Below are 25094 nucleotides of genomic sequence, written 5' to 3' on the forward strand. Positions count from 1 at the left end.
TTCGCTGCAAGCGTAATCCGGGCTACGATCTCGCCTACTTCGGCAGCAGCGCCTTCAGCTTATCGACATCGCGCACGTTCATCTTGAAGCCACCGGGCATCACGATATCGCCGGGCTTCTGGTCCGCCTTGCAGGCCCCTAACCATTTGGCTTGCAGCGTCATGGTGCTATCGCGGCCGGCCGCGCCGGCGACGCCGCCTTGCGCATGCGAGGAGGTCTTCACGGTGTAGGCCGAATTGAAATCGCCTGATATCTCGGCATGCGAGGTCGTGCTGACGCCGGCGACGCTGCACTCGGAATCGCTGACATAGCCGGTCGCGGTCTTCTTGATCTCCTGCTTGGCGCAGATCTGCTTCGCCATCGGGGAGACGTTGTTGCTCATCTCCTTATCGACGGTCTCGTCGGTGCAGTGCTGCATGGTCATCTCGGGCACGGGCGAACCGGTCGTGACCAGCTTCATTTCCCATAGCCCGGCCTTGCGCATCGGCAGATCGTCGGCGCCGGCTGCGCCTGCCGACAGCACGAGACAAGCGACCGAGCCGAGCAAAGCGAGTTTGCGCGTCATGTGGAAGACTCCCGGCTTGAGAGCTTTGGGCGTTACGACAACGCCTCAGTAGAGCGTGCGGATCGGCCGCTCGGCGGCGCCATAGGGCACCCAGCGGCAGGAGAACGAGATGTAGCCGCCCTCATAGGCCTGCACCGCGAGGAATTTGACGACCTTGCCGTAGCGCGCGCAATGATCGACCGCGACCTGTCGCGCATCGGCCTGGGTCGCCATCGAATAGGCGATGATGCCGCCGGTGTCGTTGCCCTTGAACGGCGGCACTGGAAGGATATCGGCGCGCGCCGACTGGCTCGCCATCATACCCAAGGCAAGAAGGCCCGCGGCCGCAATGATTCGCATTCCCGTCACTCCAATTGGCTGGCCCCAGTTTACGGTGCCGGACTGGAAGTGAAAAGAACGGAAGACCTGCCGGCTGCGACGATATGGTCAACTCCTGGCGAAGTGTTGCCGCGCTGCACTTGACCTCTCCCGGCCTTCGCGGCACCGTCCGACCTTCGCAAGACTTTAGCTGTCCGGATTGACCATGCGCGCCCCCTCCCTGAAATCGCTCCGCTTTGCCGCCGTGCTCGGCCTCATGTTCGGGGCGCTGTCGCTCGGTGAGGCCAGGGCCGCCAATCCGCTGGAGCTGAATTTCTGGCTCAGCGGACCGCGCTACGATGGCGCCGTCGCCGATTGCGACAAGGCGCTGCCGACGATCGCCAACCAGTTCTGGGAAAAAGAAAGCTCGTTCTGGAATTCCTCGCTGAAAATCACCGGCTTCTCCGCCGTTCGCGAAATCGCGTTCCGCCCCTGGCAGTCCGACAACATCCCGCGCCGCTATTGCACCGGTGATGCCCTGCTCAATGACGGCAAGGTGCGCAAGGTGCATTTCTCGATCATCGAGGATGGCGGCTTCGCCGGCTACGGCAATGGCGTCGAATGGTGCGTCGTCGGTGTCGACCGCAACTGGGCCTATAATCCGGCCTGCCGCGCCGCAAAGCCCTGATTCGGGTCGAACTGGCGGCTGAATGGCGGTCGCCTGAATTTTGTTCTTGAAATGTTCTTATCGCCTGCTAGGCTTCCTTGCACAGTCTAGTTGAGGGGCGTCGCCATGTTTCATTCCAGATTGCATTTGTTCTCCCGCCTGGTGATCTCGCTGACCCTTTCCCTGATCCTTGCCGCGGGGCTGGCCTCGTTCGCCGGTGACGCAAAGGCCCAGGACAAGCGGCAGAACGCGCCGGGCGAGTTCGATTTCTACGTGCTGTCGCTGTCATGGTCGCCCTCCTTCTGCGAGGAAGCGGCCGAGCGCGGCGGCCGCTCACAGATGCAGTGCAGCGGACGACCCTATGCCTTCGTGGTGCATGGGCTGTGGCCGCAATATGAAAGCGGCTTCCCCGAATATTGCCAGCGGCCGGCACCGCGGCTGAACCGCAGCATCGTCTCTTCGATGCTCGACTTGATGCCGGCGCCGGGCCTGATCTTCAACGAATGGGACAAGCACGGCACCTGCTCCGGGCTCGAGGGCCGCAGCTATTTCGAGACGATCCGCAAGGCGCGCGCCGCGATCAAGATCCCGGCCGAATATCTTGATCTGTCGCAGGCCAAGACCGTGGCGCCGGCGGAGATCGAGGACGCCTTCATCAAGGCCAACCCCGGCCTCAGCGATGCCGCCATCTCGGTCACCTGCAACCGGACCCGGCTCTCCGAGGTCCGCATCTGCCTCAGCAAGGACCTGCAATTCCGCGCCTGCGACGAGATCGAACGCCGCGCCTGCCGCCGCGACCAGGTGACGATGCCGCCGATCAGGGGTGGATAGTTCCCGTCATTGCGAGGAGCCCGCGACAAAATTGCGAAGCAATTTTGCGCTGGCGACGAAGCAATCCAGACTGCCTCCGGGGTAAGATTCTGGATTGCTTCGCTGCGCTCGCAATGACAAGGGGTTGGGATCGCGCGAGACAACATAGTCTGGTCCCATGAACTACCGCCACGCCTTCCACGCCGGCAACTTCGCCGATGTCATCAAGCACATCGTGCTGGCGCGCATCCTCACTTATTTGCAGGACAAGCCGGCGGCGCTCCGCGTCATCGACACCCATGCCGGCGCCGGTCTCTACGACCTCGGCAGCGACGAGGCACGCCGCGGCGGCGAGTGGCTGACCGGCATTGCACGGCTGATGCAGGCGCGCTTGTCGAACGAGACCGCGGCGCTGACCAAACCCTATCTCGACATCGTCCGCGCCTTCAATCCGAAGGGAGAGCTCAAGGCCTATCCGGGCTCGCCGCTGATCGCGCGCGGCCTGCTCAGGCCGCAGGACCGCCTCGTCGCCTGTGAGCTCGAGCCGAAGGCACGCAAGGCGCTGATCGACGTGCTGCGCCGCGACGAACAGGCGCGCGTGGTCGATCTCGACGGCTGGATGGCACTGCCGGCCTTCGTGCCACCGAAGGAGCGGCGCGGCCTCGTGCTGATCGACCCGCCGTTCGAGGCCAAGGACGAATTCGAGCGGCTCGGCGAGGCCTTCGCGACAGCTTTCGCGAAATGGCCGACCGGTATCTACGTAATCTGGTATCCGGCCAAGAACCGGCGCGCCACCGACACGCTGGCGCAAACGGTGGCGCGGCTCGCAGCCGCAGCAAAGCCGCCCGGAAAATGCCTGCGCCTCGAATTCAGCGTGGCGCCGCAGCTCGATGGCGCGGCCCTCACCTCCGCCGGTCTTCTGATCGTCAACCCGCCCTACACGCTGCACGGCGAGCTCAAGACGATCCTGCCAGAGCTCGAAATGCCGCTCGGCCAGGGCGGCGCTGCCAGATTCCGATTGGAGGTGCCGAGGCCGTAACACTCCGGCATTCTTGGGAAAAATATGCAGGAGCGGTAGTCAATCTGCGAAGAACCGTATTATGCTGTTGCCGTGACTGGCTTTACGTTCCGCTTCCGCGAATGGTTGCGGCGGAGTGAAGGCCTAAGAAAGATCCGGCCGGACCGATGAGGTCCGCCCAAGGATGGCCAGCTCCCGGGCTTCGTAAGGTCCGGTCATGTCGTGACGTGAGTCTGCGTCGCGGCGGAGGAGCAATGAGGGGGAGTTTCCCGATGGCCATGACGGGAACGGTCAAGTTCTTCAACGGTGAGCGCGGCTACGGCTTCATCAAGCCCGACGACGGCGGCCGCGACGTCTTCGTTCACATCACCGCGGTGGAGCGGGCGGGACTGAAGGACCTTGCCGAAGGACAGCGTATTACGTTCGAAGTCGAACCGGACAAGAAGGGGAAGGGACCGAAGGCGGTCAATTTGGTCATCCTCTCCTAGCGAGCCTGGCTTAAAAAAAATCCCGGCCGCGAGCGGCCGGGAGGTTGGTCCGGTATTTTCTTCTTCAGCTATCAGAAGTGATAGTTCACGCCTGCGCGGACAACGCTGGCGCTATAGCCGTTTGACACGCCCGTAATTGCGAACTGACTCGTCGACAGGTCGATGTAGAGATATTCGAGCTTGGCACTCCAGTTCGGCGCAAGGCCGACTTCCGCGCCGGCACCGATGGTCCAGCCGGCGGTGGTGTGCGACTCCGTCCAGCCGAAGGTCTGCGCGCGCAGCTCGCCGAAGGCGAGGCCGGCGGTGCCGTAGAACAGCACGTTGCTGAAGGCATAGCCGGCGCGGCCGCGCAGGGTGCCGAACCACGGATTGGAGAACTTCCAAGGCGCGAAGGTATCGTCGGCACCGGCGGCCTGGATGTCGCCCTCCACGCCAAACACCCAAGGGCCGTTCTGGAAATTATAGCCGGCCTGCACGCCGCCGACGAAGCCCGAGGGCTTTGAGGGATTGTTGTCGACCGAGCCCCATTCGTATCCGATGTTGCCGCCCAGATAAGGACCAGCCCAGCTATACGCATTGAGCGGCTGATTGACTGTATAGGGCGCGCGCTGCCCGTAATTGAGATCGGCGGCCCCGGCCGAAGCTGTCCAGCCGGCTGCAGCCAACGCGGCTGCGCCCACAACGAGCCCCTTCATCACACACTCCAACGCAACTGCCGTCCCCGCGATGCCTGCGCTGCCGCGCAAGGCCAGACCGCATGGTTACGGAACCACCACTTTTTCGCGTAAGATTTATCGAGAGTTCTAAGTTAAAGGGCTGTTAAGCCGGGTTACCGCGCTGTTAACAGGCTTAAGCAAGCGTTACCGGGAACTGCGCCCGCCATCCTGTGCGTGCGCCACGGCCGGAACTTCAAATCGGCAACCCCAGCGCCTAAATTCGTACCATGGTTCACGATTCCCCCGACAACCCGGACGACGCACGCGCGCGCAAACCGGTGCGCTCCACCGCGCCGGACGCCCCGCCCCGGGAAGCGGAAATGGCACCACCCGACCTCGATCCCGCGACAGCGAGCGGCGATGACGAGGACGATGCGCGGTTGCCGGATATCCTGGAAGAGAGCGGCGCGGTCGGCGAGGGACCGCTGGCGACCGGTCATGAGGCGATCGAGCGCGCGGTCCGGCTCGCCCCCACCTCGGCCGGCGTCTATCGCATGCTCAATGCGAACGCGGACGTGCTCTATGTCGGCAAGGCCAAGAACGTCAAAAAGCGCCTGTCCAATTACGCGCGCCAGAGTGCGCCGCAGCCGGCGCGCATCCTGCGCATGATCGCCGCCACGGTGACCGTGGAGATCGTCTCGACCAACACCGAGACGGAAGCACTGCTGCTGGAAGCCAACCTCATCAAGCAGCTGCGGCCGCGCTTCAACGTGCAGCTGCGCGACGACAAGTCGTTTCCCTACATCCTGATCACCGGCGACCATTGGGCGCCCCAGATCCTGAAGCACCGCGGCGCGCAGACGCGGCCCGGCCGCTATTTCGGCCCGTTCGCCTCGGCGGGCGCCGTGAACCGCACCATCACCGCACTGCAGCGCGCGTTCCTGATCCGCTCCTGCACCGATTCGTTCTTCGAGAGCCGTACCCGGCCCTGCCTGCTCTACCAGATCCGCCGCTGTGCCGGCCCCTGCACCCGCGAGATCGACTTTCCCGGCTATACGACGCTGGTGCGCGAGGCGACCGACTTCCTCTCCGGCAAGAGCCATGCGGTGAAGCAGGAGCTCGCCGGCGAGATGGAGAAGGCCTCCGGCGAGCTCGAATTCGAGCGCGCCGCGCTCTACCGCGACCGCCTCGCTGCGCTGTCGGCGATCCAGTCGCAGCAGGGCATCAATCCGCGCACGGTCGAGGAAGCCGACGTGTTCGCCATCCACCAGGAGGGTGGCTTCTCCTGCGTCGAGGTGTTCTTCTTCCGCACCGGACAGAACTGGGGCAACCGCGCTTATTTTCCGCGTGCGGAAAAGACATTTACCCCGGAGGAAGTGCTCGGCTCCTTCCTCGCCCAGTTCTACGACGACAAGCCGCCGCCAAAGAACATCCTGCTCTCGCACGAGATCGAGGAGAGCGAGCTGCTCGCCAATGCGCTGTCGATCAAGGCCGGCCACAAGGTCGAGGTCACCGCTCCCAAGCGCGGCGAGAAGAAGGAGCTCGTCACCCACGCGCTCACCAATGCGCGCGAGGCACTCGGCCGCAAGCTCGCGGACACCGCAACGCAGAGCCGCCTGCTCGAGGCCATGGCCGCGACGCTGAACCTGCCACACGTGCCCAAGCGCATCGAGGTCTACGACAACAGCCACATCCAGGGCACCAACGCGGTCGGCGCCATGATCGTCGCCGGCCAGGACGGCTTCGTGAAGAACCAGTACCGCAAGTTCAACATCAAGTCGGAAGGACTGACGCCCGGCGACGACTACGCCATGATGCGCGAGGTGCTGGAGCGACGCTTCAAGCGCCTGATCAATCCGCCCGAGGAGGGCGTGACCAAGGCCAAGGACGACGATTTCCCGCAATGGCCCGACCTCGTCATCATCGACGGCGGCCGCGGCCAGCTCAACGCCGTCCGCGAGATCTTTGCCAATCTCGGCCTGACCCAGGTGTCGCTGATGTCGGTCGCGAAAGGGCCGGACCGGGATGCGGGCCGCGAGACCCTGTTCATGCCGGAGCGCGAGGCGATCAAGCTGGAGCCGCGCGATCCCGTGCTCTATTTCATCCAGCGCCTGCGCGACGAGGCCCACCGCTTCGTCATCGGCTCGCACCGCAAGCTGCGCAAGAAGGACATCCGCGAGGCCGGTTTGCAGGAGATCCCGGGCATCGGCCCGTCACGCAAACGTGCCTTGCTGCATCATTTCGGAACCCTGAAGGAGATCGAACGTGCCTCGATCGCCGATCTCGGCAAGGTTCCGGGGGTCAGCGCCGAGAGCGCCCGCAGGATTTTCGAGTATTTCCATCCCCAGCCGGGATGAACTAAAGGGGGACCGCGGTCATATGATCGTTGCGTCCGCGCCTCATTTGAGGAGCGGAACGGTTGACGTTCAGGCACCAGCGGTATTGGTAGGACGGATGAACATCGCAACGACACGAGGGGCAACCAGGCGCTCGATGTCCCTTCCCAACATCCTGACCTACGGCCGGATCGCCGCGATCCCGGTCGTGGTCGGATGCATTTACGCGCAGTCGATCGTGGATGGGCCGTTGTGGCTGCGCTGGGTAGCGGTGGCCATCTTCATCGGCGCCGCGGTGACAGATTACCTCGACGGCTATTATGCGCGAATCTGGAATCAGCAATCGGCGTTCGGCCGGATGCTCGATCCGATTGCCGACAAGCTGCTGGTCGCCTCGTGCCTGCTGATGCTGGCCGCCGACGGCATCATCCATGGCTGGTCGCTGTGGGCTGCCATCGTGATCCTGTGCCGCGAGATCCTGGTCTCAGGCCTGCGCGAGTACCTCGCCGCGCTGCGCGTCAGCGTGCCCGTGACCAAGCTCGCCAAATGGAAGACCACGGTTCAGCTCGTCGCCATCGGCTTCCTGCTCGCTGGTCCGGCCGGCGATGAGGTGGTGCCGGTGGTGTCGATGATCGGACTGGCGCTGCTGTGGGCTTCGGCGATCCTCACCATGTACACCGGCTACGACTATTTCCGTGCCGGCATCCATCACCTCATCAAGGAGGACGAGGGATGAAGGTGAAGTATTTCGCCTGGGTGCGCGAGCGCGTCGGCAAGGCCGAGGAGATGATCGAGCCGCCCGCGACGGTGCGCACCATCGAGGAGCTGATCGCCTGGCTGTCCGGCCGGAGCGAGGCCTATGCCTACGCCTTCGAGAAGCCGAAGGTGATCCGCGCCGCGATCGATCATGCCCATGTCAAGCAGGACACCGCGATCGCGGGCGCCCGCGAGATCGCGTTCTTCCCGCCGATGACCGGCGGCTAGGCCATGACCTCCGCTGTCACCACCTGCCCCGTCACCATCCGCATCCAGGAGGATGATTTCGACATTGCGCGCGAGATCGCGATCCTGACCAAGAGCCGTACCGACATCGGCGCGGTCGTGAGCTTCTCCGGCATCTGCCGAGCCGACGAGGACAGCGCGAAGATCGCCGCGCTCACGCTCGAACATTATCCGGGCATGGCGGAAGAAGAGATCAAGCGTCACGTCGACGAGGCGATTTCGCGCTGGCCGCTGAACGGCGTCACGGTGATTCACCGTGTCGGCCGCTTCATGCCCGGCCAGAACATCGTGCTGGTGCTGACTGCCTCGCAACACCGCCAGGCCGCGTTCCAGGCGGCCGAGTTCCTGATGGATTATCTCAAGACGAGCGCGCCGTTCTGGAAGAAGGAAGAGAGCGAAGCCGGCACCGGCTGGGTCGAGGCCCAGGCCCGCGACGACGAAGCCGCCGCACGCTGGACCCGATCCTGATGGCAAGAGCAACCAAAAAGACCGCGCGCGGCCGCGCCGCGCCAAGACTTGCGAAGGTCGGTCCGGGTGAGCTTCTCACGCTGCTCGATTTCGTCCGCTATGCGGTGAGCCGCTTTGTCGAAGCCGAGCTCGCCTTTGCCCACGGCACGACCGATCCGGTTGCTGAGGCGGCCTTCCTGGTCAGCGAGGCGCTGCATCTCAATCCCGAACAGTTCGAGATTTTTGCCAACGCGCGCGTCACGGTCGCCGAGGGCAAGACCATCCTCGATCTCATCCATCGGCGCGTCACCACGCGCAAACCGGCCGCCTACCTCGTCAACAAGATCTACATGCGCGGCCTACCCTTCTATGTCGACGAGCGCGTCATCGTTCCGCGCTCCTTCATTGGCGAACTGCTGGATTCGCATTTCGGCGGCGACGGCGCTGCCGGATCGCTGATCGACGATCCCACGGCCGTCGAGCGCGTACTCGATCTCTGCACGGGATCGGGATGCCTCGCCATCCTCGCCGCGCATCATTTTCCGAACGCTGCGGTCGATGCCGTCGACGTCTCCAAGGGCGCGATCGAAGTCGCCACGCGGAATGTCGGCGAATACGGGCTCGAGGACCGGATCAGCCTGTATCGCGGCGACCTGTTCGCCCCGCTCGGCGATGCACGCTACGACCTGATCATCACCAATCCGCCCTATGTCGATGCCGAAGGCATGGCCGCGCTGCCACCGGAGTGCCGGGCCGAACCAAAACTCGCCTTCGACGGCGGCGCTGACGGCCTCGACGTGGTGCGCCGCATCCTGCGCGAGGCGCCCGATCACCTGACGCCGGATGGCGGGTTGATCTGCGAGATCGGGCGCGGCCGCGAGCTGGTCGACGAGGCCTTTCCGGAACTGCCGTTGCTCTGGCTGGACACCGAAGACTCCGAGGCCGAAGTGTTCTGGATCGCAGCCGCCGATCTCGGCTGATCCTCTCCAGCGCGCCCGCTCCCTCGGAACAAGTCAAATTCCGCCACGTTCATCCCCCGACGAATTTCGTGGCTCTCGGAGGATGTCCGCATGCTCGCGCCATCGGGCGAATTGCTGCGCGCTGGCGTGGCGCTCAAGCTCAACCATCTCAAGCGAGCCACGCAATCGTACTTGCGCGACCGCACCAGCCAGGCCACCAGACGCGCGACGTCCTACGCGGTTGCAGCCGGCCTGTTTGCGGTGGCCGGGCTGTTCGTCATCGCGGCCCTCTTTGTCGGTCTGATCGCCCTGTATCGCTGGGTTGAGATCACCTACGGGCAATTCTGGGGTTTCGGTGCTGTCGGTGCAGTGCTGCTGGTGCTGGCGGCGGTCTGTGCCGGCATCGCCATGACGATGATGAAGCGGCCGGCCAAGCCGGTCGTGCCGCTCGCGAGCCGCGTGCGCGTTGCGATCACCACCCCGCGGATTCCTCGTGGAACGATCAAGGAGGCCGTGAAGGAGGTCGCAACGACGATCCCCCTCGTGCCGCTTGCGCCCGGCGAACGCGGTCATGGCAGCAAAGCCTGGCCGAACCGCGCCAACCGTCCCGTGCAACTGGGCCTGATGCTCGCAGCCGTCGGCCTGGTCGGGCTTACGGCCGCACGCCGGCGGCGCCATAGGCACAGTCTGGAGGCGTGAGTGGTGGTACGGCGCTCCGAGCAGATGGACAGCTGGTTGCTGGTGGCGGCCACGGCCGTCTTCGTGCTCACCGCCGAGCGCTACTTCCAGGACTCCGGCATGGTCCGCTCGGGGCCCCCGCAGGACCACCGCAAAGGAGAGGCGAATTCACCGGAAACCGACCCAGGGCGCGCAGCCGTGCAGCCCGGCAATGGCCGCCGCGCGAAGAGCCCCCTCACGATCCCCTGGGCTGGCTGGAAGGATATCTTCTGGCGCACCTATCAGCGCATCGACGAGGATCGCCTGCTCGCGACAGCGGGCGGCGTCGTGTTCTTCGGGCTGCTCGCGATCTTTCCGGCCGTGACCGCGCTGGTCTCGTCCTACGGGCTGTTCGCCGATCCCTCCACGATCAGCGATAACCTCCAGAAGCTGGCGATGATGCTTCCCGAAGGTACCTTCCAGATCGTCGAGGAGCAGGTCGGGCGTGTGGTCTCGAAGGGCAGCACGGCGCTGGGTGCCACCTTCCTGTTCGGCCTTGTGCTCGCGATCTGGAGCGCCAATGCCGGCGTCAAGGCGATCTTCGACGCCCTCAACGTCGCCTATGAGGAGCGCGAGAAGCGAAGCTTCATCCGGCTCAATATGGTGTCGCTGGCCTTCACGGTCGGCGGCATCATGGCGCTGTTGCTGATGGTGGCTGCCGTCGTCGCCCTCCCGCTCGCGCTCAATCACCTCGGCCTGGCGCCTGAAAGCAAATTGATCGTGGCGCTGGCACGATGGCCGCTGCTGTTCCTGATCCTGCTCGTTGCGCTCGCCATCCTCTACCGCTTTGCGCCCAGCCGCGAAGCGCCGCGCTGGCAATGGCTGAGCCTCGGCGCGGTGGCGGCGGCCATCCTCTGGATCGCCGGCTCGGCACTGCTGTCCTGGTATCTCTCGGAATTCGCCAATTACAACGCGACCTACGGCTCGCTCGGTGCGGCGATCGGCCTGATGATGTGGATGTGGGTGTCGGCGATCGTCATCATGTTCGGAGCCGAGCTGAACTCGGAGATCGAACGGCAGACCCTGCGCGACACGACCACCGGGCGGCCGAAGCCGCTCGGCAGCCGCGAGGCCGTCTCGGCCGATACGGTCGGCGCCGCCGCACCGGCCTGACGCCATGACGGTCCTGAACGCGCGTGCTGGAGGCGCTATCCCCTCGAATCAACAATGATGTTAAGGTCATGCTGCTTGGGGGAGCATGAGGCGTGACGGGTCGGACGGCGGCCCGTGTTTTCCCGGGTAAGACAGTCAGCTCTTGAGGCGTAACGCGCGGCATGATTCGCATTTCGACGATCTTCATCGCCATCTGCATGGTTCTGGTCGCGGCCTCGCTCGGGCTGATGCTCTATTCGGTGGCCGGCATCAGCGGAACCGAGTCCGCGATCGTAGCACTGACCGCACTGACCTTCCTGATCCTCTACAACGCGGTGTCGATGCGGCTGCGCGACCGCAGCGACGTCGGCGGCCAAATCGCCGACCTCTCGCGCGGCACCGCCGACCTCGCCCGTCAGGTGGCCGAGTTCGGCCGCCGGCTTGCGGCGGTCGAGGGACGCATCGCCTCGTCCAATTCGACCAATTCCGACCGCATCCAGTCGGTGGTCGGCGAGATCAACGAGCTCGGCGGACTGGTCAGGCAGCTCGCGACCACCGTCTCGGCGCATGAGGACCTGCTGGCTGGCGGCGCTCCGGTATCAGCCGCAAGCCCGGTCGAGAAGCAGGATCCGGTGGCGCCGCTCGACCTGATCGCGACGATCGACGAGCGGCCGGCTGCCCCGTCACCGTTGCCCGTGGCGCCCCCGCCTCCCGCAGCGCAGCCGCGGCCCCCACAGGCGGTCCCGACCCAGGTCGCCAACGGCCGCAACCAGACCCAATTGCTGGCGACGCTGCGCAACGCGATCGACGAGAACCGCATCGACATCTTCCTCCAGCCGATGGTGACGCTGCCGCAGCGCAAGGTGCGGTTCTACGAGGCCGTGACGCGCCTGCGCGACGAGCGCGACCAGCTGATCGCCGCCGAGGAGTTCATCAGCATCGCGGAAGCCTCCGGGCTGATCGGGCGCATCGACAATATGGTGATGCTGCGCTGTGTGCAGGTGCTGCGGCGCCTGATGGTGCGCAACAAGGATGTCGGCGTGTTCTGCAATGTCGCGGCCTCCACGCTCGGCAATTCCACCACCTTCGCGCAATGCCTCGACTTCCTCGAAGCCAACCGGGCGCTGGCGCCCTCGCTGGTGCTGGAGTTCAAGCAGTCGACCTTCCGCAACCTCGGCCCGGCCGAGACCGAGAATCTCGCCGCACTCGCCCAGCGCGGCTACCGCTTCTCGATCGACCATGTCACGGATTTGCGCATCGAGCCGCGCGAGCTCGCCGACCGCGGCGTGCGCTTCATCAAGGTGCCGGCCACGCTGCTGCTCGATCCGAAGCAGGCCTCGGCCTCGGACATCCATCCGTCCGACCTCTCCGACCTGCTCGGCCGCTTCGGCATAGACCTGATCGCCGAGCGGATCGAGGGCGAGCGCGCGGTGGTCGACCTGCTCGATTATGACGTGCGGTTCGGCCAGGGCTTTCTGTTCGCACCGCCCCGGCCATTGCGGCCGGAAGGGGCATCTGCTACCGGCGGGGCCTCGCCGACCCAGGCGCAGGACATCCAGGGATCCAATGGCTCCGGCACACCCAGCTCAGGCGCAACGTCTTCAGCGCCTCCGCCACAACGCATCACCGGCAACGCGGCGCTCGCGCGCCGCATCTGATCGGCCGCGCGCATCATGACCACGTTGCATTTTGCCGAAAGCCTGCGCGAGCTCGTGGGTGGCGTTGACGTCGTGCTCAGTGACATCTGGGGCGTGGTCCATAACGGTCTCGAATCCTTCCCCGAGGCCTGCGAGGCGCTGCATACCTATCGCAGCCGCGGCGGCACGGTGATCCTGATCACCAACGCACCGCGCCCGGCCGACTCCGTGCAGCGGCAATTGCGCAAGCTCGGTGTCGCGGACGAGACCTATGACGCGATCGTCTCGTCGGGCGACCTGACGCGGCTCTATGTCGCCGAGCATCCCGGCCGCAAGATGTTCTGGCTCGGCCCCGAGCGCGACAACTCGATCTACCGTGGCCTCGATGCGGCGACCGCTCCGCTGGAGGAAGCCGATTACATCGTCTGCACCGGCCTCTATGACGACGAGACCGAGACGGCGGAAGACTATCGCGGCATGATGCTGAAGGCGCGCGAGCGCAAGCTGACGCTGGTCTGCGCCAACCCCGACATCGTGGTCGAACGCGGCGACCGGCTGATCTATTGCGCCGGCGCCATCGCCGAGCTCTACCGTGAGCTCGGGGGCGAGGTGATCTTCTACGGCAAGCCGCACCGGCCGATCTATGAGCGCGCGATGGCGCTCGCCGGCGAACGCCAGGGCCACCAAATTGATCGCAAAAAGGTCTTGGCGATCGGCGATTCCGTCCGCACCGATCTCACCGGCGCGCGCGAGTTCGGCATCGACTGCCTGTTCGTCACCCGCGGCATCCATGCCGAGGAGTTCGAGGGTCTCGACCAGCTCGACCCGGCATCCGTGATGGAATTGTTCGGCCATCCGCCGAAGGCGCTGATGCGCGAATTGAAGTGGTGACACGACACGAGCTTGGACGAATTGCAGGGCTCCAGACCTCGTCATGGCCGGGCTTGACCCGGCCATCCACGCCGTCCTTCGCATGTCCAAGAACGTGGATGCCCGGGACAAGCCCGGGCATGACGATCTCAATGGATGACTGTTTTCAGGCCAGGCGCCCTTACGCGCTCGCCATGTCCGGGAAGACCGCCTCGATCTTGGTCTTCAGCGTCGCCGCGTTGAACGGCTTGACGATGTAGTTGTTCACGCCGGCCTTCTTGGCCGCGATCACGTTCTCGGTCTTGGACTCGGCCGTGATCATGATGAAGGGCGTGGTGGCGAGGTTCGGATCCGCGCGCACTTCGCGCAGGAGGTCGTAACCCGTCATCGGCTCCATGTTCCAGTCGGAGATCACGAGCCCGTACTTCTTGCCGCGCATCTTGTTCAGCGCTGCCGAACCGTCGCTGGCATCATCGATGTTCTCGAAGCCAAGCTGCTTCAGCAGATTCCTGATGATACGGATCATGGTGCTGTAGTCGTCCACCACCAGAACCGGCATCGACAAATCAACCGCCATCTCGACTCCCCCAACGCAAACCCAGGAATATTACGATCGGATCTGCCAGGCCCGGAGCCCGGCAGTTCCACGCTCAAGGACTAGCATCAAGGCGTTAAACAGCGCGTTAACTGCGGGCGCCCCCAAAGGACTGAAATCGTGTTCGATGTCTCGGCTCCCCCGCTTGACTTCGTCAGGCCGGTCGAGCCACGGTCCCGACCGGTCCTGCCGCTTCGAGAATTCCCCTGATGGCTCCGCATTTTACCGTCATCCGCGACACCACGCCGGACTCTGCGATTCCGAGGGGCGCCGTGGTCGCCATGGGCAATTTCGACGGCGTCCATCTCGGTCACCGCGCCGTGATCGCGGCCGCCCTGGAAATGGGCCGGGCGCATGGCCGTCCTGCGCTGGCATTGACCTTCGAACCCCATCCGCGGCGGTTTTTCAGCCCCAACACCCCGCAATTCCGCCTGACGGATGAGCCGGCCAAACTGCGACTTTTGGCCGGCACCGGCCTTGCCGGCGCCGTGGTCATGACTTTCGACAAGGCGCGCGCCGGAACCAGCGCGCAAGACTTCATTCACCATGACCTGATCGGACGCCTCGGCGTCAGCGGCATCGCCGTCGGTTACGACTTCCATTTCGGCAAAGGTCGCGTCGGCTCGCCGAGCCTGCTGGTCAACGAGGCGCCCCGGCTCGGCATCGAGGTCGACGTGCAGCCCCATGTCGATATCGACGAGCGGCCGGTCTCCTCCAGCGCGATCCGAATCGCCCTCGCCGAGGGCCAGCTCGACGAAGCCACCACCATGCTGGGCGCGCCCTGGTTCATCACCGGCGAGGTGATCCACGGTGAGAAGCGCGGCCGCGACCTCGGCTATCCCACCGCCAACATCCGTCTGGATGCCAATTGCGGCCTGAAGCACGGCATCTACGCCGTGCGGGTCGGTCGCGGCGCCGAGCGCCTCGACGGCGTGGCGAGCTTCGGCCGCCGCCCGACTTTCGACAATGGCGCGCCGCTGCTGGAAATCTTCCTGTTCGACTTCAAGGGCGATCTCTACGGGCAGGCGCTCGACTGCGCCTTCGTCGGCTTCATCCGCGAAGAGCTGAAATTCGACAGCCTGGAGGCCCTGATCCGCCAGATGGACGACGATTCCGCCCGCGCCCGCGCCATGCTGGCCGCCGCCCCGGACGCGTTTCCGAAGCTTGGCGCGATCGATTAAGCCGGAAACCGGGCCACCCGAACCTTTGCGCTTCCCCCGCCCGGCTGCTATGGAGAGCCCATGTTTGCGCGGCGCATCATAGCGATTAGCGGCCCGGCTTCCGCCTGAGCCTTCGGCTTGGCGCAAGACCGGGATGTTGTCGTTTCACCCCCGCGATTCCTTATCGCTATCCGTTTTCCCGCGCCCCTTCCGAGCCAGTCAGCCTCATGTCCGAAAAGCCGCAGAAGTCCCAAAAGTCTGAAGTCAAAGACTATTCGAAAACCCTGTTCCTGCCGCAGACCGAATTTCCGATGCGCGCCGGCCTGCCGCAGCGCGAGCCGGAGATCCTCAAGCGGTGGTACGAGATCGGCCTCTACGAGAAGCTGCGCGAGAGCGCCAAGGGTCGCGCCAAATTCGTCCTGCATGACGGCCCGCCCTACGCCAACGGCAACATCCATATCGGCACGGCGCTGAACAAGATCCTGAAGGATCTCGTCACCAAGAGCCAGCAGATGCTCGGCTTCGATTCCAACTACGTGCCGGGCTGGGACTGCCACGGCCTGCCGATCGAGTGGAAGGTCGAGGAAGAGCACTATCGCAAGAAGGGCAAGCAGAAGCCCGACTTCCGCGACAGTGTCGCGATGATCGATTTCCGCAAGGAATGTCGCGCCTATGCCACGCACTGGCTCGGCGTGCAGCGCGAGGAGTTCAAGCGCCTCGGCGTGATCGGCGACTGGGACCATCCCTACGCCACCATGAGCTATCCCGCCGAAGCCCAGATCGCGCGCGAGCTGATGAAGTTCGCCGCCAACGGCACGCTCTATCGGGGCTCCAAGCCGGTGATGTGGAGTGTGGTCGAGAAGACCGCGCTGGCCGAAGCCGAGGTCGAATACGAGGACTACACGTCCGATACGGTGTGGGTGAAGTTTCCGGTGACCTCGCCCGCGCACGGCGCGCTCGCCTCCGCAAGCGTCGTGATCTGGACCACGACGCCCTGGACGCTGCCGGGTAACCGCGCCATCTCGTTCTCGCCGAAGATCGCCTACGGCCTGTACAAGGTGACGGACGCGCCCGCCGACAATTGGGCCAAGACCGGCGATCTCCTCATCCTCGCCGACGCGCTCGCTGAAGAAGTCTTCAAGCAGGCGCGCGTGACGGCCTATGAGAAGGTCCGCGAGGTCCCCGGCGACACCATGGACGCGATCGAATGTGCCCATCCGCTGAAAGGCCTAGCCGGCGGCTACGACTTCATCGTCCCGCTACTGCCCGGTGATCACGTCACTGATGACACCGGCACCGGCTTCGTGCACACGGCGCCCGGCCATGGCCGCGAGGACTTCGACGCGTGGATGGCGCAGGCGCGCGATCTCGATGCGCGCGGCATCAACACGGCAATCCCCTATACCGTCGACGAGAACGGCGCCTACACCGATCATGCGCCGGGCTTTGCCGGCAAGCGGGTCATCAACGACAAGGGCGAGAAGGGCGACGCCAACGAGGCCGTGATCAAGGCGCTCGTCGAAAGACGCATGCTGCTCGCGCGCGGCCGGCTGAAGCATCAATATCCGCATTCCTGGCGCTCCAAGAAGCCGGTGATCTTCCGCAACACGCCGCAATGGTTCATCGCGATGGACAAGGACGTTGCCGCTGACGGCAAGACCAAGTCCGGCGACACGCTCCGCGCGCGCGCGCTGCACGCGATCTCGGTGACGCAATGGGTGCCGCCGTCGGGCGAGAACCGCATCAACGGCATGATCGAGGCCCGGCCCGACTGGGTGATCTCGCGCCAACGCGCCTGGGGCGTGCCGATTGCCGTGTTCGTGCGCGAGAAGGGCGACGGCTCCGCCGAGATCCTCCAGGACGAGGCCGTCAATACGCGCATTGGTGAAGCTTTCAAGAAGGAAGGCGCGGACGCCTGGTATGCGAAGGGAGCGCGCGAGCGCTTCCTCGGGTCCCGCGCGAATGAAGACTGGCAAAAGGTCGACGACATTCTCGACGTCTGGTTCGATTCCGGCTCGACGCACGCCTTCGTGCTCGAAGACCCCGCGCATTTCCCCGGCCTTGCCGGCATCAAGCGCAAGGTCGATGGCGGCACCGACACGGTGATGTATCTGGAAGGCTCGGACCAGCATCGTGGCTGGTTCCACTCCTCGCTGCTGGAAAGCTGCGGCACGCGCGGTCGCGCGCCCTACGACATCGTGCTGACCCACGGCTTCACCCAGGCCGAGGACGGCCGCAAGATGTCGAAGTCGCTCGGCAACACCATCGAGCCGCAGGCCGTCATCAAGGAATCCGGCGCCGACATCCTGAGACTCTGGGTTGCGTCCTGCGACTACACCGATGACCAGCGCATCGGTCCCGAGATCCTGAAGAACACCGTCGAGACCTATCGCAAACTGCGCAACACCGTGCGCTGGATGCTGGGTACGCTGCATCACTATAAGCCGGTCGACGCGGTCGCCCCTACCGACATGCCCGAGCTCGAGCGGCTGATGCTGCACGAGCTCGCGATCCGCGCTGCCGCCATCGACAAGGCCTATCGGGAATTCGACTTCAAGAGCGTGGTGGCTGTTCTGTCCGCCTTCCTCAACAGCGAGCTGTCAGCCTTCTACTTCGACATCCGCAAGGACACGCTCTATTGCGATCCGCCCTCTTCGCTGACGCGCAAGGCGGCGCTGACCACCATCGACCTGTTGTGCGCCTCGATCCTGAAATGGCTGGCCCCGATCCTCAGCTTCACCGCGGAGGAAGGCTGGCGCATGTACCGGCCCGACGCCGAGCCGTCCGTGCATCTGACGCTGTTTCCGCACGATCTCGAAAGCTTGCGCGACGACAAGCTCGCGGCGAAGTGGGAGACGATCCGCAACGTGCGCCGCGTCGTCACCGGTGCGCTCGAGCTCGAACGCGCCGCCAAGAATATCGGCTCGTCGCTGGAGGCCTCGCCGGTGATCTATCTCGCCGACCGGGCCATGCTGGCGACGCTGTTCGACGTCGATCTCGCCGAAGTCTGCATCACCTCGAACTACGAGGTGCGTGAGGGCGAGGCGCCGGCTTCCGCGTTCCGTCTCGATGCCGTGCCCGGCGTCGCAGTCGTCGTCGAGAAGGCGGTCGGCACCAAATGCGCCCGCTCCTGGAAGATCTCACCGACGGTGGGCGAAGACCCCGAATACCCCGACGTCACCCCGCGCGACGCTCAGGCGCTGCGCGAATGGAAGGCGCTGGGCGTGGGGATTTAACAAGCCGTCGTCCCGGCCTAGTGCGCAATTGCGCACGGGGGCCGGGACCCATAACCACCGCAGCTAATCGTCGCGAAGGCTGATGACTCCGAGTCTTTCAAACAACCGCTGCCTCGGGGTATGGGTCCCGGCCTTCGCCGGGACGACGGCAGTATTTGCGGCGAGCATCCCGGCATGACCCCGCTCCGCGCCGGCATCATCTCCGCCCTGGTCACACTCGTCCTCGACCAGGCCTCCAAACTTTGGCTGTTGAATGTGCTCGACCTCGCTCATCGCGACGTGGTGCGGGTGACACCGTTCTTCGACCTGGTTCTGGCGTGGAACATCGGCATCAGCTTCGGCTGGCTCCAGAACGACGGCCAGGCGGCGCAGCTCGCGCTGATGGCCGTCAAAGCTATCGCGGTGGTCGCGCTGGCGATCTGGATGGCCCGCTCCCACACCCTTCTCGCGACCATCGCGCTAGGCTTGATCATCGGGGGCGCCATCGGCAATGGCATCGACCGCCTGGCCTATGGTGCGGTAGTGGATTTCGCCCTGTTTCACATCGAAATCGGCGGACATACCTATAATTGGTACGTGTTTAACCTCGCCGACGTGGCCATCGTTGCTGGTGTGGCGGCGCTATTGTATGATTCCTTCCTGGGGGTACCCGCCGCAAAAGCGCCCTGATCCCGGCCGATACGACCGGCAGGTGGAACCCGCTTTTGCAAGGGTCAGGCCGCGTGCGAGCGGCAAACTGCCACAATTTGGAACAGGTATGGTGATGCGCAGCTCGAAGACCAGCGGTTCAATGGTTCGAGACCCCAAATGGGGGTTCTGGCGGGCATTGAAATTGTCCGCTGTCGCGCTCGGCATCGGTCTCGTCATGTCGACCGGCGCCGCCCGCGCCGGTGACGACGACGAGGAAGACGACATGACCTTCGAAGAGAAGCTCATCGACAATCTGATGTCCGGCCTCGGCGCCAAGAGCATGGAGAAGCCCGGCATCGAGTACCGCGAGCGTTCGCCGCTGGTCGTGCCGCCCAAGCTCGACCTGCCGCCGCCGGCCGCCACCCAGGCCACGAATGCGCCGAACTGGCCGAAGGACCCCGACGAGAAGCGCCGCAAGGAAGCGATTGCCGCGCGCAAGAAAGCCACCAAGGCGACGGAGAACTGGCAGGCCGCCCGGCCCCTGACCCCCGCTGAGATGAAAGCGGGTGAGGTCGCCGCGGCCCCCCGCACCAGCAATGATCCCATCCAGCCGGGTACCAACGGCAACCCGTCACTCAGCCCCGCCGAGCTCGGATACAGCGGTGGTCTGTGGAACATGATGAAGGGCGGCAACAGCTCCGAAGAGAAGAAATTCGTTAGCGAGCCGCCGCGCCAATCGCTGGTCGAGCCCCCGCCGGGCTATCAGACGCCGTCGCCGAACTACGCCTATGGCGCCGGGCCTGACAAGTCGCGACGGACCTATTTCGACATCATGTCCGGCAAGGAGAAGGAACAATAACGTTCCTGTCGCGCCGCGACATCCTGACAGAACCGCACCCTGCGCCGGCGGCTCGTGCACGCCGGACGTGGTTCCTAAATTGCTTATCAGTAACTTGCCTCCGCGTTGAGTTCTCTGCTTCGTGACGCGAAGCCTCAGCCGCACGGTGTACCATGCCGTGCTTCCGAGCCGGACATCCGGATCTCGGCCTTTCACTAGGGATCATGATGTCCTCTTACCGATCGGCTGCCTGCCTCCTTGCCGCGCTGCTTTCGACGAGTGTCCTGACGGCCGGCGCGTCCCTCGCCCAGACTACGGTAACATCGGCCCCGCCCGCCAGCTTCACGCTCAGCAACGGCATGCAGGTCGTGGTGATCCCGGATCACCGCACGCCCGTGGTCACGGAGATGATCTGGTACAAGGTCGGCTCGGCCGACGAGACGCCAGGCAAATCCGGCCTCGCCCACTTCCTCGAGCACCTGATGTTCAAGGGCACCTCGAAGCATCCCGTCGGCGAATTCTCGCAGACCGTGCTCCGCGTCGGCGGCAACGAGAACGCCTCGACCTCGGTCGACTACACCAATTACTACCAGCGCGTTCCGCGCGAGCAGTTGCCGACCATGATGGAGTTCGAGGCCGACCGCATGACCGGCCTCATCCTCAAGGACGAGAACGTGCTGCCCGAGCGCGACGTCGTGCTCGAAGAGTACAACATGCGCGTCGCCAACAATCCGGACGCGCGGCTGAACGAGCAGATCATGGCCGCGCTCTATCTCAACCACCCTTACGGCCGGCCGGTGATCGGCTGGCACCAGGAGATCGAGAAGCTCGATCGCGAGGATGCGCTCGCCTTCTACCGCCGCTTCTACGCGCCGAACAACGCGATCCTGGTGATCGCCGGCGATGTGGACGCCGCTGAAATCCGCCCGCTGGTCGAGCGCAATTTCGCCGCCATCCCGGCGCAGCCCGCCATCCCGGCGCGGCGCATTCGTCCGCAGGAGCCGGAGCCGGCCGCACCGCGCACCGTCACGCTGGCCGATCCGCGGGTCGAGCAGCCGAACATGCGGCGCTATTATCTCGTGCCCTCGGCGACCACGGCCGCAGCCGGCGAGAGCGCGGCCCTCGACGTGCTTGCGCAGCTGATGGGCAGCGGCAGCAATTCCTATCTCTACCGCGCCCTCGTCGTCGACAAGCCGCTCGCGGTCTCGGCCAACGCCAGCTATTCGAGCATCTCGCTCGACCCGACCCAGTTCGCGATCTCGGCCGCACCGAAACCCGGCGTCAGCTTCGCAGATGTCGAGCAGGCGGTCGATGGCGTCATCGCCAATGTCGCGCAGAACCCGATCCGCGCCGAGGATCTGGAGCGGGTCAAGACCCAGCTCATTGCGGAAGCGATCTACGCCCAGGACAATCAGGCGGTGCTGGCGCGCTGGTATGGCGGCGCGCTGACCACGGGCCTGTCGATCGAGGACATCAGGAGCTGGCCCGACCGCATCCGCGCGGTCACCGCCGAGCAGGTTCGCGCCGTTGCGCAGAAATGGCTCGAGAAGAAGCGCTCGGTGACGGGCTATCTGATCAAGGACACCGCCACCGCCAAGCGCGAGGAGAAGCGTTCGTGACCTATCCCTTCCTTCGCGCGCGTCACTTCGCGCTGTCCTTCGTTACCGGCGCGGCCCTCGCACTGTCTGCGATCTCGCCGTCGCATGCAGCCGCAAAGATCCAGCACCTGATCTCGCCGGGCGGCATCGAAGCCTGGTTCGTGCAGGACGCAACCGTGCCGCTGATCGCCATGGAATATTCCTTCGCCGGCGGCTCGGCGCAGGATCCCAAGGACAAGTCGGGCGTCGCCAACCTCGTCGGCGACCTCCTCGACGAGGGCTCCGGCGATCTCGACTCCAAGACCTTCCATGAACGGCTCGACCGCCGCGCCATCGAGCTCTCCTTCAACGCCACCCGCGACACCCTCCGCGGCAGCCTGCGCATGTTGCGCGACAACAAGGACGAGGCCTTCGACCTGCTACGGATGGCTTTGACCTCGCCGCATTTCGACACCGCCGATGTCGAGCGCATCCGCTCGCAGGTCATCTCGGGGCTGCGCCGCGAGACCACCAATCCGACATCGCTGGCGAGCCGCAAGTTCCTCGAGGTCGCCTTCGGCGATCACCCGTACGGCCGGCAGACCAACGGCAACCTCGATAACGTGCCCACCATCACGGTCGCCGACTTGAAGGACTATGTCGGGCGCGTGCTCGCCAAGGATGGGCTGAAGATCGCGGTGGTCGGCGACGTCGATCCGGCCACGCTCGGCAAGCTGCTCGACCACACCTTTGGTAGCCTCCCCGCCAAGGCCAACCTCACGCCGGTCCCCGACGTCGAGGCCGCAAAGCCGCCGCAACGCGCCTTCGTGACGCTCGACGTGCCGCAGACCGTGATCACCTTCGGTGGCCCCGGCGTGAAGCGCAGCGATCCCAACTTCATGGCGGCCTATGTCGTCAACCACATCCTCGGCGGTGGTGGATTGTCCTCCCGGCTCTATCGCGAGGTCCGCGAGAAGCGCGGGCTGGCCTATTCCGTGTACGAATCGTTGCTGTGGATGGAGCATTCGGCGCTGTTCATCGGCAATACCGGCACGCGCGCCGACCGCGCCGGCGACACCATCGACGCCATCGAGAAGGAAGTCCGCCGCATCGCCGAGGAGGGCCCGACACAGAAGGAGCTCGATGAGGCCAAGTCCTACCTCAAGGGCTCGCAGATGCTGGCGCTGGACACCTCCTCCAAGCTGGCGCAGGCGCTGTTGCAGTATCAGCAGGACAAGCTGCCGATCGACTATATCGAGAAGCGCAACGCCATTGTCGATGCGGTGACGCTGGACGACGCCAAGGCCGCCGCGAAGCGCCTGTGGGATCAGGGCCTCCTCACCGTCATCGTCGGCCGCGCCCCGCAGGCCGCCGCGCAGCCGGTGGCGGTACCGGCGACGAAGTCGAACTGATCGGATAAAACGTCTCCTGGAATGGCCGCTCGCCGCCTCCGCCTGCGGCTTCGCCGGCCCAGCACTCAAAGCCCGGCGGAGCCATAGCGGAGCCGGGTGCCGGCCAATTTGCGCTTCCAGATGCACCATTGCCGAACTTGGACGCCCGCGATATGTCCGGACATCAGAAATGGTGCCCCATGCTGCGGATATCCCGCGATCTCGTCATCGACGAGGACGACATCGAGATCGGCTTTGTCCGCGCCTCCGGGCCCGGCGGACAGAACGTCAACAAGGTCGCGACTTCAGCGCAACTGCGCTTCGACACGCGCAAGCTGACCCTGCCGGAGGATGCCGCCATCCGGCTTGCCCGCATCGCCGGACAGCGCATGACCAAGGACGGCGTGATCGTGATCCACGCCCAGCGCTTCCGCACCCAGGAGCGCAACCGGCAGGATGCCATCGACCGGCTGGTCGAGATGCTGCGCGAGGCGATGGTGCGCCCGATCCCGCGGCGCGCGACACGGCCGACCTTCGCGTCCAAGCAGCGCCGGCTCGAAGGCAAGAAGCGGCGTAGCGACATCAAGGCGAAGCGCGGGCGCGGTTTCGACGATTGATCAAGCAAAAACCTTCGGTCGCGGAGCGACCGAAGGTTTGCCGGTTCGTAAGCTGGCGTCAGTAGCGCTTGCCGGGCGCAGCACCGCCCGTAGCCGCATCGTCGGCCGTGCCCTTACGTGTCGCGCTGCCAGTGGTTCCGGCGGTACCCTTACCCTTGGTCGACTTCATACCGACCTTCTCGCCGGCAGCCCCCTGCTGCGCGCCGACATCATCATCCTCGCTGCCCACCGTGCCGCCCTGCATGGGTTTGCTTTGCACGGTGCCTCCGGGCTTGACGCCAGATGACGTACCTTGCGCGAGAACAGGCGTCGCAATGAGGGCCGAGAGAGCGCATGCGATTGCAGAGGTCTTCACCAACTTCATCCATTTCTCCTGGATTTTTTCGCGATGAACGGCACGGCGGCATCCCTGCGCCGCTCGCCTGCACCGGACCAGTTCATCGCAAAGAGAGTTTGAACGGCGCGGTTGTGATGCAACCTGCGTCGTGTGGTCATCGTTTAGGGATTTCTGGGCGGTTTCGCGGAATTGTGCTCCTCATATGCGGCAGCGCGGAACACACGCCACGCGCGAGCCCCCGCTTGCAGCGAAACAGCCCGCTACTACCACCGCATCTCTGACGCCGCCTAGAGTTTGCGCACACTGACTTCGAGGTGGATGGGGCGAGCTCTTGGCGATGCGCGCAGTCGTGCTGGGATTGTGCACCGCGATGGTGCTGATGATGCGGGTTGCCGAGGCGCAGATGCCCTTGCCGGCGGCAAGACCGCTGGATGGCGCGACACTCTTCAAACAGCAATGCGCGGTGTGCCACACCACCAGCCTGTCGGAGCCGATGCGGCAGGGTCCGCCTCTGGTCAAGATCGTGGGCCGCCCCGCCGGCAAGCTCGATGGCTTTCGCTACTCGGAGAGTCTCGCGAAGGCCGACTTCGCCTGGGACGAGGCAAAGCTCGACGCCTGGCTGGCCAATCCTCAAGCGGTCGTCCCCGGCGTGGTCATGGCCTACCGGCAGGTAAAGCCGGAGACGCGCGCTGCCATCATCACTTATCTCAAGGAGCAGAACTGAATGGCAAAGCCCGTCCATTCCATGATCCGCGTGCGCGACGAAGCACGATCGCTCGACTTCTACAGGCGCGCCTTCGGCTTAGAGGTCGTCGACCATCTGAAATTCGCGGATTTCGCCCTGATCTATCTGCGTCATCCCTCCTCACCTTTCGAGGTCGAGCTGACGGTGAATTTCGATCGCAAGGAGCCGTACCAGCTCGGTGACGGCTACGGCCATCTCGCCGTCGTGGTCGAAGACCTCGACGCCGAACATGCCCGCTTCGAGCGCGAGCAGCTCGCGCCGGGCCCCTTACGCGATTTCAAGCACGACGGCAGGACGCTGGCGCGCTTCTTCTTCGTCAACGATCCCGATGGCTACAAGATCGAGGTGATCCAACGGGGCGGCCGTTTCAATTGACCAAATCACGATAATCCAAATCACAAGAATTG

Annotated in this window: 27 protein-coding genes; 22 read left to right on the forward strand and 5 right to left on the reverse strand. The window is 64.8% G+C overall.

The genetic code is table 11. The features are described from left to right. Positions 1 to 34 precede the first annotated feature (34 nt). Together BLV07_RS14935 and BLV07_RS14940 are read right to left on the reverse strand one after the other, a co-directional pair. On the reverse strand, positions 35 to 565 hold the full coding sequence (locus tag BLV07_RS14935) for a DUF3617 domain-containing protein (RefSeq protein ID WP_091886776.1): 531 nt from the start codon (positions 563 to 565) through the stop codon (positions 35 to 37). A 45-nt stretch (positions 566 to 610) separates the two neighbouring features. Then, positions 611 to 904 (reverse strand): hypothetical protein, encoded by a 294-nt coding sequence (locus BLV07_RS14940; protein WP_091886779.1) that lies wholly within the window; start codon positions 902 to 904, stop codon positions 611 to 613. 184 nt (positions 905 to 1088) lie between these two features. Between BLV07_RS14940 and BLV07_RS14945 the strand changes: the two genes are divergently transcribed. The 4 genes from BLV07_RS14945 to BLV07_RS14960 all read left to right on the forward strand — a co-directional run bounded on the left by BLV07_RS14945 (position 1089) and on the right by BLV07_RS14960 (position 3845). Continuing rightward, positions 1089 to 1550: a hypothetical protein gene (locus BLV07_RS14945; RefSeq protein ID WP_091886782.1), complete on the forward strand. Its 462-nt coding sequence runs from the start codon at positions 1089 to 1091 to the stop codon at positions 1548 to 1550. A gap of 105 nt (positions 1551 to 1655) precedes the next feature. Further along, positions 1656 to 2360 carry a ribonuclease T2 family protein gene (locus BLV07_RS14950; protein WP_091886785.1) on the forward strand — a complete coding sequence of 235 codons (705 nt, stop codon included), beginning with the start codon at positions 1656 to 1658 and terminating at the stop codon, positions 2358 to 2360. Between the two features lie 157 nt (positions 2361 to 2517). Beyond that, positions 2518 to 3378 (forward strand): 23S rRNA (adenine(2030)-N(6))-methyltransferase RlmJ, encoded by an 861-nt coding sequence (locus BLV07_RS14955; protein WP_091886788.1) that lies wholly within the window; start codon positions 2518 to 2520, stop codon positions 3376 to 3378. A gap of 251 nt (positions 3379 to 3629) precedes the next feature. Next, complete coding sequence (locus tag BLV07_RS14960; protein WP_008544396.1) at positions 3630 to 3845, forward strand: cold-shock protein; 216 nt, start codon at positions 3630 to 3632, stop codon at positions 3843 to 3845. A gap of 71 nt (positions 3846 to 3916) precedes the next feature. On the opposite strand, the gene BLV07_RS14965 is transcribed toward BLV07_RS14960, so the two are convergent. Beyond that, a complete protein-coding gene (locus BLV07_RS14965; protein ID WP_176945544.1) occupies positions 3917 to 4540 on the reverse strand; it encodes an outer membrane protein in 624 nt (207 codons plus the stop codon). A gap of 248 nt (positions 4541 to 4788) precedes the next feature. Between BLV07_RS14965 and uvrC the strand changes: the two genes are divergently transcribed. From uvrC to BLV07_RS15010, 9 genes are all read left to right on the forward strand, one after another. Beyond that, a complete protein-coding gene (gene uvrC / locus BLV07_RS14970) occupies positions 4789 to 6858 on the forward strand; it encodes an excinuclease ABC subunit UvrC (protein ID WP_091886793.1) in 2070 nt (689 codons plus the stop codon). Positions 6859 to 6955: 97 nt separating this feature from the next. After that, positions 6956 to 7573: a CDP-diacylglycerol--glycerol-3-phosphate 3-phosphatidyltransferase gene (gene pgsA, locus BLV07_RS14975; protein ID WP_091886795.1), complete on the forward strand. Its 618-nt coding sequence runs from the start codon at positions 6956 to 6958 to the stop codon at positions 7571 to 7573. Continuing rightward, entirely contained in the window at positions 7570 to 7821 is a 252-nt protein-coding gene (moaD, locus tag BLV07_RS14980) for a molybdopterin converting factor subunit 1 (protein ID WP_091886798.1), read from the forward strand. The genes pgsA and moaD overlap by 4 nt, the downstream gene beginning before the upstream one ends. Before the next feature lie 3 nt (positions 7822 to 7824). Beyond that, positions 7825 to 8307 carry a molybdenum cofactor biosynthesis protein MoaE gene (locus BLV07_RS14985; protein ID WP_091886801.1) on the forward strand — a complete coding sequence of 161 codons (483 nt, stop codon included), beginning with the start codon at positions 7825 to 7827 and terminating at the stop codon, positions 8305 to 8307. After that, a complete protein-coding gene (gene prmB, locus BLV07_RS14990) occupies positions 8307 to 9266 on the forward strand; it encodes a 50S ribosomal protein L3 N(5)-glutamine methyltransferase (protein WP_091886804.1) in 960 nt (319 codons plus the stop codon). Before BLV07_RS14985 ends, prmB begins: the two co-directional genes overlap by 1 nt. Before the next feature lie 90 nt (positions 9267 to 9356). Continuing rightward, the gene (locus BLV07_RS14995) at positions 9357 to 9944 is read left to right on the forward strand and encodes a phage holin family protein (protein ID WP_091886806.1); all 588 of its coding nucleotides are present in this window, start codon (positions 9357 to 9359) and stop codon (positions 9942 to 9944) included. Continuing rightward, positions 9945 to 11075, forward strand: a complete 1131-nt coding sequence (locus tag BLV07_RS15000) for a YihY/virulence factor BrkB family protein (RefSeq protein ID WP_091886809.1) — start codon at positions 9945 to 9947, stop codon at positions 11073 to 11075. Between the two features lie 161 nt (positions 11076 to 11236). Continuing rightward, on the forward strand, positions 11237 to 12712 hold the full coding sequence (locus tag BLV07_RS15005; protein WP_091886812.1) for an EAL domain-containing protein: 1476 nt from the start codon (positions 11237 to 11239) through the stop codon (positions 12710 to 12712). 15 nt (positions 12713 to 12727) lie between these two features. Next, complete coding sequence (locus BLV07_RS15010; RefSeq protein WP_091886814.1) at positions 12728 to 13582, forward strand: TIGR01459 family HAD-type hydrolase; 855 nt, start codon at positions 12728 to 12730, stop codon at positions 13580 to 13582. A 160-nt stretch (positions 13583 to 13742) separates the two neighbouring features. Here BLV07_RS15010 and BLV07_RS15015 read toward each other — a convergent pair whose 3' ends face one another. Continuing rightward, a complete protein-coding gene (locus BLV07_RS15015; protein WP_008567674.1) occupies positions 13743 to 14138 on the reverse strand; it encodes a response regulator in 396 nt (131 codons plus the stop codon). Between the two features lie 227 nt (positions 14139 to 14365). On the opposite strand from BLV07_RS15015, the gene BLV07_RS15020 reads away from it, so the two are divergent. The 7 genes from BLV07_RS15020 to arfB all read left to right on the forward strand — a co-directional run bounded on the left by BLV07_RS15020 (position 14366) and on the right by arfB (position 23605). Next, positions 14366 to 15337, forward strand: coding sequence for a bifunctional riboflavin kinase/FAD synthetase (locus BLV07_RS15020; protein WP_091886817.1), 972 nt, complete (start codon positions 14366 to 14368; stop codon positions 15335 to 15337). Between the two features lie 206 nt (positions 15338 to 15543). Next, entirely contained in the window at positions 15544 to 18552 is a 3009-nt protein-coding gene (gene ileS / locus BLV07_RS15025; RefSeq protein ID WP_091886820.1) for an isoleucine--tRNA ligase, read from the forward strand. Positions 18553 to 18726: 174 nt separating this feature from the next. Beyond that, positions 18727 to 19221, forward strand: coding sequence for a signal peptidase II (gene lspA / locus BLV07_RS15030; protein WP_130220660.1), 495 nt, complete (start codon positions 18727 to 18729; stop codon positions 19219 to 19221). 94 nt (positions 19222 to 19315) lie between these two features. Beyond that, positions 19316 to 20041, forward strand: a complete 726-nt coding sequence (locus tag BLV07_RS15035; protein ID WP_176945558.1) for a chromosomal replication initiator protein DnaA — start codon at positions 19316 to 19318, stop codon at positions 20039 to 20041. A gap of 203 nt (positions 20042 to 20244) precedes the next feature. Then, entirely contained in the window at positions 20245 to 21639 is a 1395-nt protein-coding gene (locus tag BLV07_RS15040; protein WP_502690007.1) for a M16 family metallopeptidase, read from the forward strand. Continuing rightward, positions 21636 to 23009 (forward strand): M16 family metallopeptidase, encoded by a 1374-nt coding sequence (locus BLV07_RS15045; protein WP_176945545.1) that lies wholly within the window; start codon positions 21636 to 21638, stop codon positions 23007 to 23009. The genes BLV07_RS15040 and BLV07_RS15045 overlap by 4 nt, the downstream gene beginning before the upstream one ends. Positions 23010 to 23188: 179 nt before the next feature. After that, entirely contained in the window at positions 23189 to 23605 is a 417-nt protein-coding gene (gene arfB / locus BLV07_RS15050; protein ID WP_091886828.1) for an alternative ribosome rescue aminoacyl-tRNA hydrolase ArfB, read from the forward strand. Between the two features lie 58 nt (positions 23606 to 23663). Here arfB and BLV07_RS15055 read toward each other — a convergent pair whose 3' ends face one another. After that, positions 23664 to 23969, reverse strand: a complete 306-nt coding sequence (locus BLV07_RS15055) for a hypothetical protein (RefSeq protein ID WP_091886831.1) — start codon at positions 23967 to 23969, stop codon at positions 23664 to 23666. A 310-nt stretch (positions 23970 to 24279) separates the two neighbouring features. Here BLV07_RS15055 and BLV07_RS15060 point away from each other — a divergent pair, with 310 nt between their 5' ends. Continuing rightward, a complete protein-coding gene (locus BLV07_RS15060; RefSeq protein WP_091886834.1) occupies positions 24280 to 24666 on the forward strand; it encodes a c-type cytochrome in 387 nt (128 codons plus the stop codon). Next, positions 24667 to 25062: a VOC family protein gene (locus BLV07_RS15065; RefSeq protein ID WP_091886837.1), complete on the forward strand. Its 396-nt coding sequence runs from the start codon at positions 24667 to 24669 to the stop codon at positions 25060 to 25062. The last annotated feature ends 32 nt before the right edge of the window (positions 25063 to 25094 follow it).

Origin of the sequence: Bradyrhizobium sp. Rc2d (assembly GCF_900099855.1) — a bacterium.
Classification (GTDB): Bacteria; Pseudomonadota; Alphaproteobacteria; order Rhizobiales; family Xanthobacteraceae; genus Bradyrhizobium.

Excerpts from the sequence above, each read along its gene's own strand:
- BLV07_RS15055 (WP_091886831.1), bottom strand. The coding sequence starts at position 23,969 with ATGAAGTTGGTGAAGACCTCTGCAATCGCATGCGCTCTCTCGGCCCTC.
- BLV07_RS14950 (WP_091886785.1), top strand. The coding sequence starts at position 1,656 with ATGTTTCATTCCAGATTGCATTTGTTCTCCCGCCTGGTGATCTCGCTG.
- pgsA (WP_091886795.1), top strand. The coding sequence starts at position 6,956 with ATGAACATCGCAACGACACGAGGGGCAACCAGGCGCTCGATGTCCCTT.
- ileS (WP_091886820.1), top strand. The coding sequence starts at position 15,544 with ATGTCCGAAAAGCCGCAGAAGTCCCAAAAGTCTGAAGTCAAAGACTAT.
- BLV07_RS15015 (WP_008567674.1), bottom strand. The coding sequence starts at position 14,138 with ATGGCGGTTGATTTGTCGATGCCGGTTCTGGTGGTGGACGACTACAGC.
- BLV07_RS14995 (WP_091886806.1), top strand. The coding sequence starts at position 9,357 with ATGCTCGCGCCATCGGGCGAATTGCTGCGCGCTGGCGTGGCGCTCAAG.
- BLV07_RS14945 (WP_091886782.1), top strand. The coding sequence starts at position 1,089 with ATGCGCGCCCCCTCCCTGAAATCGCTCCGCTTTGCCGCCGTGCTCGGC.
- BLV07_RS14935 (WP_091886776.1), bottom strand. The coding sequence starts at position 565 with ATGACGCGCAAACTCGCTTTGCTCGGCTCGGTCGCTTGTCTCGTGCTG.
- BLV07_RS15005 (WP_091886812.1), top strand. The coding sequence starts at position 11,237 with ATGATTCGCATTTCGACGATCTTCATCGCCATCTGCATGGTTCTGGTC.
- BLV07_RS14955 (WP_091886788.1), top strand. The coding sequence starts at position 2,518 with ATGAACTACCGCCACGCCTTCCACGCCGGCAACTTCGCCGATGTCATC.
- BLV07_RS15060 (WP_091886834.1), top strand. The coding sequence starts at position 24,280 with ATGCGCGCAGTCGTGCTGGGATTGTGCACCGCGATGGTGCTGATGATG.
- BLV07_RS15035 (WP_176945558.1), top strand. The coding sequence starts at position 19,316 with ATGCGCAGCTCGAAGACCAGCGGTTCAATGGTTCGAGACCCCAAATGG.
- BLV07_RS14965 (WP_176945544.1), bottom strand. The coding sequence starts at position 4,540 with ATGAAGGGGCTCGTTGTGGGCGCAGCCGCGTTGGCTGCAGCCGGCTGG.
- moaD (WP_091886798.1), top strand. The coding sequence starts at position 7,570 with ATGAAGGTGAAGTATTTCGCCTGGGTGCGCGAGCGCGTCGGCAAGGCC.
- BLV07_RS14960 (WP_008544396.1), top strand. The coding sequence starts at position 3,630 with ATGGCCATGACGGGAACGGTCAAGTTCTTCAACGGTGAGCGCGGCTAC.
- arfB (WP_091886828.1), top strand. The coding sequence starts at position 23,189 with ATGCTGCGGATATCCCGCGATCTCGTCATCGACGAGGACGACATCGAG.
- BLV07_RS14940 (WP_091886779.1), bottom strand. The coding sequence starts at position 904 with ATGCGAATCATTGCGGCCGCGGGCCTTCTTGCCTTGGGTATGATGGCG.
- BLV07_RS15020 (WP_091886817.1), top strand. The coding sequence starts at position 14,366 with ATGGCTCCGCATTTTACCGTCATCCGCGACACCACGCCGGACTCTGCG.
- BLV07_RS14985 (WP_091886801.1), top strand. The coding sequence starts at position 7,825 with ATGACCTCCGCTGTCACCACCTGCCCCGTCACCATCCGCATCCAGGAG.
- prmB (WP_091886804.1), top strand. The coding sequence starts at position 8,307 with ATGGCAAGAGCAACCAAAAAGACCGCGCGCGGCCGCGCCGCGCCAAGA.
- BLV07_RS15010 (WP_091886814.1), top strand. The coding sequence starts at position 12,728 with ATGACCACGTTGCATTTTGCCGAAAGCCTGCGCGAGCTCGTGGGTGGC.
- lspA (WP_130220660.1), top strand. The coding sequence starts at position 18,727 with ATGACCCCGCTCCGCGCCGGCATCATCTCCGCCCTGGTCACACTCGTC.
- uvrC (WP_091886793.1), top strand. The coding sequence starts at position 4,789 with ATGGTTCACGATTCCCCCGACAACCCGGACGACGCACGCGCGCGCAAA.
- BLV07_RS15040 (WP_502690007.1), top strand. The coding sequence starts at position 20,245 with ATGATGTCCTCTTACCGATCGGCTGCCTGCCTCCTTGCCGCGCTGCTT.
- BLV07_RS15065 (WP_091886837.1), top strand. The coding sequence starts at position 24,667 with ATGGCAAAGCCCGTCCATTCCATGATCCGCGTGCGCGACGAAGCACGA.